This is a genomic window from Novosphingobium sp. LASN5T, from assembly GCF_003856955.1.
In the GTDB taxonomy this organism is placed as follows: domain Bacteria; phylum Pseudomonadota; class Alphaproteobacteria; order Sphingomonadales; family Sphingomonadaceae; genus Novosphingobium.
This window is the reverse complement of record NZ_RQSI01000032.1, coordinates 41,572-48,000: the sequence shown is the minus strand read 5'-3', so window position 1 is coordinate 48,000 and position 6,429 is coordinate 41,572. Positions and strand designations below refer to the sequence as shown.

Sequence of the window (6,429 nt, the reverse complement as noted above, 5' to 3'; positions counted from 1 at the left end):
ATCCGCGCTCGGTGATCTGGGCCACCGCATCACGCTTGAACTCATCACTGAAATTGGGCTTTCCCATCATCGCCTCCTGTCCTCAAAATTAGGATCGAAGGCGTCCAGAAATCTAGGGGCTACTCAGGATGACTAGCTCCTGGTTTTACAGAAGCCTTGCTTTCAAAATCTGCTTCCGTTCCTGACCTGCTTGTATACCGGGTTGCAGCAAATCTCGCAGCAAACGAACACGCCCTGCCGGCCCCGCGATTTCCTGCAGGGGGTTTTGAACAGCCCGCGAACTTGCGCCGGGATGCGTGCGAAGTTCCGCGTCGAAGCTTCCGGTCAGAACGAGGTGATGACCGAGCGGGCAATCGCGCCGTGCTTCAGGTCTTCGTATGCCTCGTTGATCTCGGAGATGTTCACCTCACGCGAGATGAGATCATCAAGATTGAACCGACCCTGCAGGTAGAGATCCGCATACATCGGGATGTCATGCTTGATGTTGCTTGATCCCATGAAGACGCCCTTCACCTCGACCTGGCGCACGATCACGTCAAGACCGGCGACGGGGAAGGTCTGTCCGGGACGGTGAAGGCCGACGAGATATGCCGTCCCGCCCGGTCGGACCAGTTGAACCGCAAGTTCCGTGGTCACGGGCAGTCCGATCACCTCGAAGGCGTGGTCCGCACCGCGCGGCAGGATTTCTTTGACCGCGGCGACGGCGTCCCGTTCACCCGAGTTGATGAAGTCGGTCGCGCCGAACTTTCGGGCGAGTTCTTCCTTCGCGGGCTGGTTGTCGATCGCGATGATATGCGAAGCGCCGGCAAGCTTCGCTCCTGCGATGGCGTTCAGGCCAACACCCCCGACTCCGATCACGACGACGGTGTCCCCGGTCTTGAGGTCCGCCGAGTTGATCGCCGCTCCCGCGCCCGTGATCACGCCACAACCCAAAATCGAGGCCTGCGGGAAGGGCACAGCCTCGGGAATCTTCACGAGCTGGTTCTCGTGGACAAGCGCCTGCTCGGCGAAGGCGGCGGTTCCCCAGCCGGTGTACACCGGCTTGTCGTCCGACATCCTCGTAAGCCGCTGACCGTCGCTCGTCGCGCGCATCGTCTCCTCGGGATGCTCGCACTGGTACGTGCGACCGGACAAGCAGGAGACGCAATGACCACAGAACTGCACGAGCGATCCGACCACATGGTCGCCGACCTTTAGCTCGCGGACGTCCGGTCCGACTTCGCGAACGACGCCCGCCAACTCATGACCGAGCACGGCCGGCAGGGGCACACCATAGTTCGCCTCGGCGAGATGAAGATCGGAATGGCAGAGCCCGCACGCCTTGACGTCGACCAGTACCTCCCTGCCCTTGGGTATATCGATCCGGACATCCTCCACGTCGAAGCGGCCCTCGTTGGCGTTCAGAACAGCTGCCTTCATACCCCATTCACCCTTCTCGCCGATCCGCCACCAGAGGGGGATCTTCCCGCTTAAGGAAGGGGTTTGAGAGCGAAGCAGCCAGCCCTACCCCGGTATGGCCCCACCCGAACTCCGTATACGAGCGGCTCGCAGAAATCGCGCCCCCATACCGAAGTATCCTCGCGCCTCCGCCACTTAGATGGCATTCCGTGCTGCGAACCGACATCCTCGGGCACGTTCAGACGGGAGGCCGCATTGTTGAATGAAGCAAGAACGGCCGCCGCCAGCAGCGCCTCTCAGGAGCCCATGATCCTGATCGTGGACGACGATCAGGATATCAGGGACAGCCTGACGGATTTGTTCGGGTCGGTCGGCATGCGGACGACTGCATACGGCAGCACCAACGAGATGTTGGGCGACACGCTGCCCGACGGCCCGACCTGCCTTGTCCTCGACCTCCGACTGCCCGGCTCCAGTGGTCTCGAACTGCAGGCGCAGCTGGCGAGCCAGGGCGTCGACATCCCGATCATCTTCATCACGGGCCATGCCGATGTTCCCACGTCGGTTCGCGCCATGAAGGCAGGCGCGCTGGACTTCCTGTCAAAGCCCTTCCGCGAGCAGGAGCTTCTTGATGCGGTCACGGATGCGCTTCGCCGCGATGGCGAGCGCCGCAGCGCGCAGCGTGAGCGCGACTCGGTCCGCCAGCTCGCGCAAGAACTCACAACGCGAGAAATCGACGTGCTGAAGGGCGTCGCGCGAGGCCTCCTGAACAAGCAGATCGCCTATGAGCTCGGGATAACCGAGGTCACCGTAAAAATGCATCGATCCAGCGCCGGCAAGAAACTCAAGTCGATCTCCGTCGCGGACATGGTGCGGAAAATCGATCTCCTCGGTCTCTGAGTGCTCGCAGGCAACGGGACGCGCTCTATGCGTTCATTGCCGAGCATCGCGATCGCTTTGGCGCGCGGGCAGCGACAAGGTCCATGGCTACCGCAAGCGGCACGATGTCCTGCTGCATCATGGCGCAACCTGTTGACCGAGCGGCGGGGGAGAACGATCCTACTCGACGGTAACGCTCTTCGCGAGATTGCGCGGCTGGTCGACATCGGTGCCCTTGGCCACCGCGACATGATAGGCCAGCAACTGCACCGGCACCGCATAGACAAGCGGCGCGATCAGCGGATGGACACGCGGCATCTCGATCGTGGCAAGGCAGCCCTCGCCCGCTTCGGCCAGTCCATCGGCATCGGATATCAGCACGATCTTGCCGCCCCGCGCCCGCACTTCCTGCATGTTGCTGACGGTCTTCTCGAACAGCGGCCCGCTGGGGGCGAGGACGATCACCGGCACCGCTTCGTCGATCAGCGCGATCGGGCCGTGCTTCATCTCGCCCGAAGCATAGCCCTCGGCGTGGATATAGCTGATTTCCTTGAGTTTCAGCGCGCCTTCCATCGCCAGTGGATAGTCCGGGCCGCGCCCCAGATAGAGCACGTCGCGCGCCGGCGCGATCAGCGGCGCCATCGCCGCGATTTCCTCGTCGTGGCTCAGCGCGGCGTTGAGCGCAGCCGGCGCTTCCGCCAGCTGGTTGACGATATCGGCTTCCTCGGCCCGGTCGATCATCCCGCGCTTGGCCGCAAGATGCGCCGCCAGCGCCGCCAGCACGGCAAGCTGGCACGAGAACGCCTTGGTCGAGGCGACGCCGATCTCGGGACCGGCGTGGGTCGGCAGCAGCAGGTCCGCCTCGCGCGCCATCGAACTCGTCGGCACGTTGACCACCACCGCGATGGTCTGCCCGGCCGCCTTGCAGTGGCGCAGCGCAGCCAGCGTATCGGCCGTCTCGCCCGATTGCGAAATGAACAGCGCCAGGCCGCCCGGCTCCAGCACCGGATCGCGATAGCGGAATTCCGAAGCGACATCGATGTCCACGGGCAGGCGCGCAAAGCGTTCGAACCAGTACTTCGCCACCATGCCGGCGTAGTAGCTGGTGCCGCAGGCGACGATCGTGACGCGGTTGATCTTCGACAGGTCGAAATCGATCTGCGGCAGCGCGACGGTCTGGTCCACGCGGCGCAGGTAGCTGCGCAACGTCTGGGCGACGACGATCGGCTGCTCGAAGATCTCCTTCTGCATGAAGTGGCGATAGTTGCCCTTCTCGATCGCGGCCGCCGTCGCTCCGGAGGCGACGATCGCGCGCTTCACCGGGTTGTTGTCGACGTCGAACACCTGCGCACCATCGCGCGTGATGATCACCCAATCGCCTTCTTCAAGGTAGGATACCTTCTGCGTCAGCGGCGCAAGCGCCAGCGCATCGGAACCCAGATAGGTTTCGCCATCGCCGTAGCCCACGACCAGCGGCGAGCCGAGCCGCGCGCCGATGAGCATTTCCGGGTGCTGGCGGAAGGCGATGGCCAGCGCGAACGCGCCGCGCAGTTGTGGCAACACCGCCCGGACCGCGTCCTGCGGCGAAGCCCCCGCCTCGACCTGTTCGGACACCAGATGCGCGACCACTTCGGTATCGGTCTCGCTTTCGAACCGGCGCCCACGCGCGATCAGGGCATCGCGCAACGGGCGGAAGTTCTCGATGATGCCGTTGTGGACCAGCGCTACCTCGCCCGTGGCGTGGGGGTGTGCGTTGCTGGTGGTCGGCGCGCCGTGCGTGGCCCAGCGGGTGTGGGCGATCCCGATCAAGCCCGGCGCCGGATTGCGCGCCAGTTCGACCACCAGGTTGTTGAGCTTGCCTTCCGCGCGGCGGCGGACGAGCTGCCCATCGTGCACCGTACAGACACCGGCACTGTCATAGCCGCGATACTCCATCCGCCGCAGGCCATCGACAAGCCGGTCCGCAACTTCATCCTTCCCGACGATTCCGATAATTCCGCACATGGGACGCGACTTTCAACAGAGGGTGTAAGGAACGCGGATGCCCGGCATGTTGGCCGGAAAATCCTTGGTATTTCGTGTCACGAGAATAGCGCCATTGACTTGCGCGGTCGCAAGGATGAGCGCGTCGAGCAACTTCATGCGGCTGCGATGACGGATGTCCGCCGCCGTCGCGGCGATGCGCGCATCTATCTCCACCACTTCGAACGGAGCGATGATCTGCTGCACGGTATCGCGCTGTTCGAGCGGTTCGCCGGCAAGAATTTCAGCCCAGACAATCCGGCTGATCCGGTGCCGCTTGTAACGCGAAAGCTCGGCCACAGCTTGCGGACGGTCCTTCAGCCAGTCGACCAGAATGTTGGTATCGAAAAACGGATCGGCCACGGATCACACCTGGTCGTAGGGCGTGCGATCGTCGCGGATCGCGCGCTGGTATTCCACAGCATCACCGATATCGGCACGATCCTTCCAGTACCCCGCGCCCCGTGCGATCCAGTCGCTACGGCGCGATGCGCGGTTCTGCGCCTTGAAGCTCGCCACCGCCTCGCGCAGCACCGAGGCGCGCGACTTGCCCTCTTCGGTCGCGCGGGCATCGAGCCATTGGATGTCCTCATCGGGAAGATCGGCGAGAATGCGAGTCATCGTGATATACCGATATCATATCATGATATCATAGCAACCCGATTTCCTGCCATTCCCGACGCAATCCGTCCGGGAAGCACCGCTCAGCCCCTCTTCTCCGCCTTTTTCTTCTTCATCGCATCGTGGAAGCGATCGGCCCAACCGGGCTTGATCAGCTGTTCCGCGCGCACCATGCGCAGTTCCCCGGCGGAAACATCGCGGCTGACCGCGCTGCCGGCGGCGACGATCGCATCCGCGCCGATCTTGACCGGCGCGATCAGCGCCGAATTGGAGCCAATGAAGGCGCGTTCGCCGATCACCGTGCGATACTTGAAATAGCCATCGTAATTGCAGGTGATCGTGCCCGCGCCGATGTTGGCCCCCGCCCCCACGTCGGCATCGCCCAGGTAGGTCAAGTGATTGGCCTTGGCCCCTTCGGCCAGATTGGCGTTCTTCACCTCGACGAAATTGCCGACCTTGACCTTCCGGGCGAGATTCGCGCCGGGGCGCAGGCGCGCGAATGGACCGATCTGCGCCCCTTCACCCACGGTCGCGCCTTCGAGATGGCTGAAGCCATGGATCACCACCTTGTCCGCCACCGTCACGCCAGGGCCGAACCACACGTTCGGTTCGATCGTCACGTCGCGGCCGATCGCGGTGTCCCACGCGAACCATACCGTTTCCGGCGCGACCAGCGTGGCGCCATCCGCCATCGCCCGCGCGCGGCGACGCTGTTGCCAGCGCGCCTCGGCCTCGGCCAGTTCACCCCGGCTATTGATGCCGGCCACCTCGTCCGCATCGGCGGTCACCACCACCGAACAGGCGCGGCCATCGGCGATGGCGATGTTGACGATATCGGGCAGGTAGTATTCGCCCTGCGCGTTATCATTGCCCACGCGCGCCAGCAGGCCAAACAGGTCGGCCGCGCGCACCGCCATCAGGCCCGAATTGCACACGCGGCAGGCGCGCTCCGCCTCGCTCGCATCCTTGTGCTCGACCATCTTCACGATGCGCCCGTCCTGCGCGATCACGCGTCCGTACTGGAGCGTGTCGGCCGGCTCGAAGCCCAGCACGACCACGGCCGGCGCATCGCCCCCATGCAGTCGGTCGATCATCGCACGCATGGTTTCCGCGCTGACGAAAGGCACGTCGCCGTAGAGGATCAGCACGTCACCGGAAAAGCCGGAGAGCGCCGCTTCCGCCTGCTGCACGGCGTGGGCGGTGCCAAGCTGCGGGTCCTGCACGGCGATGGCCGCGCGCTCGCCCAGCGCCTGCTCCAGCTGTTCGCGCCCATGCCCTGCCACGACGACGCAACGTTCCGGCGCCAGCGCATCGGCACTGGCGAGCAGGTGCAGCAGCATCGACCGGCCGGCGATGGGGTGCAGCACCTTGTGCAGATCGCTTTTCATGCGGGTGCCCTTGCCGGCGGCAAGGACGATGATGGCAAGGGGAGACGAAGCGGCGGCGGCAGGATTCGGTTCGGTCATACCGGGTCATTGCCAGCAAATGCTTGCGCTTTCCAGAACGGTC

6 protein-coding genes are annotated in these 6,429 nt (G+C 64.2%); 1 reads left to right on the top strand and 5 read right to left on the bottom strand.

The features are described 5' to 3' along the window. Nucleotides 1-324 precede the first annotated feature (324 nt). Nucleotides 325-1,419 carry a Zn-dependent alcohol dehydrogenase gene (locus EH199_RS17880; RefSeq protein WP_124810552.1) on the bottom strand — a complete coding sequence of 365 codons (1,095 nt, stop codon included), beginning with the start codon at nucleotides 1,417-1,419 and terminating at the stop codon, nucleotides 325-327. Between the two features lie 285 nt (nucleotides 1,420-1,704). Between EH199_RS17880 and EH199_RS17875 the strand changes: the two genes are divergently transcribed. Further along, the gene (locus tag EH199_RS17875) at nucleotides 1,705-2,298 is read left to right on the top strand and encodes a response regulator transcription factor (protein WP_124810551.1); all 594 of its coding nucleotides are present in this window, start codon (nucleotides 1,705-1,707) and stop codon (nucleotides 2,296-2,298) included. A 159-nt stretch (nucleotides 2,299-2,457) separates the two neighbouring features. Here EH199_RS17875 and glmS read toward each other — a convergent pair whose 3' ends face one another. From glmS to glmU, 4 genes are all read right to left on the bottom strand, one after another. Then, nucleotides 2,458-4,281: a glutamine--fructose-6-phosphate transaminase (isomerizing) gene (glmS, locus tag EH199_RS17870; protein ID WP_124810550.1), complete on the bottom strand. Its 1,824-nt coding sequence runs from the start codon at nucleotides 4,279-4,281 to the stop codon at nucleotides 2,458-2,460. A 12-nt stretch (nucleotides 4,282-4,293) separates the two neighbouring features. After that, nucleotides 4,294-4,662 (bottom strand): type II toxin-antitoxin system VapC family toxin, encoded by a 369-nt coding sequence (locus EH199_RS17865; RefSeq protein ID WP_124810549.1) that lies wholly within the window; start codon nucleotides 4,660-4,662, stop codon nucleotides 4,294-4,296. A gap of 3 nt (nucleotides 4,663-4,665) precedes the next feature. After that, complete coding sequence (locus EH199_RS17860; RefSeq protein ID WP_124810548.1) at nucleotides 4,666-4,920, bottom strand: CopG family transcriptional regulator; 255 nt, start codon at nucleotides 4,918-4,920, stop codon at nucleotides 4,666-4,668. 83 nt (nucleotides 4,921-5,003) lie between these two features. Beyond that, a complete protein-coding gene (gene glmU / locus EH199_RS17855) occupies nucleotides 5,004-6,386 on the bottom strand; it encodes a bifunctional UDP-N-acetylglucosamine diphosphorylase/glucosamine-1-phosphate N-acetyltransferase GlmU (RefSeq protein ID WP_124810547.1) in 1,383 nt (460 codons plus the stop codon). Nucleotides 6,387-6,429 lie beyond the last annotated feature (43 nt).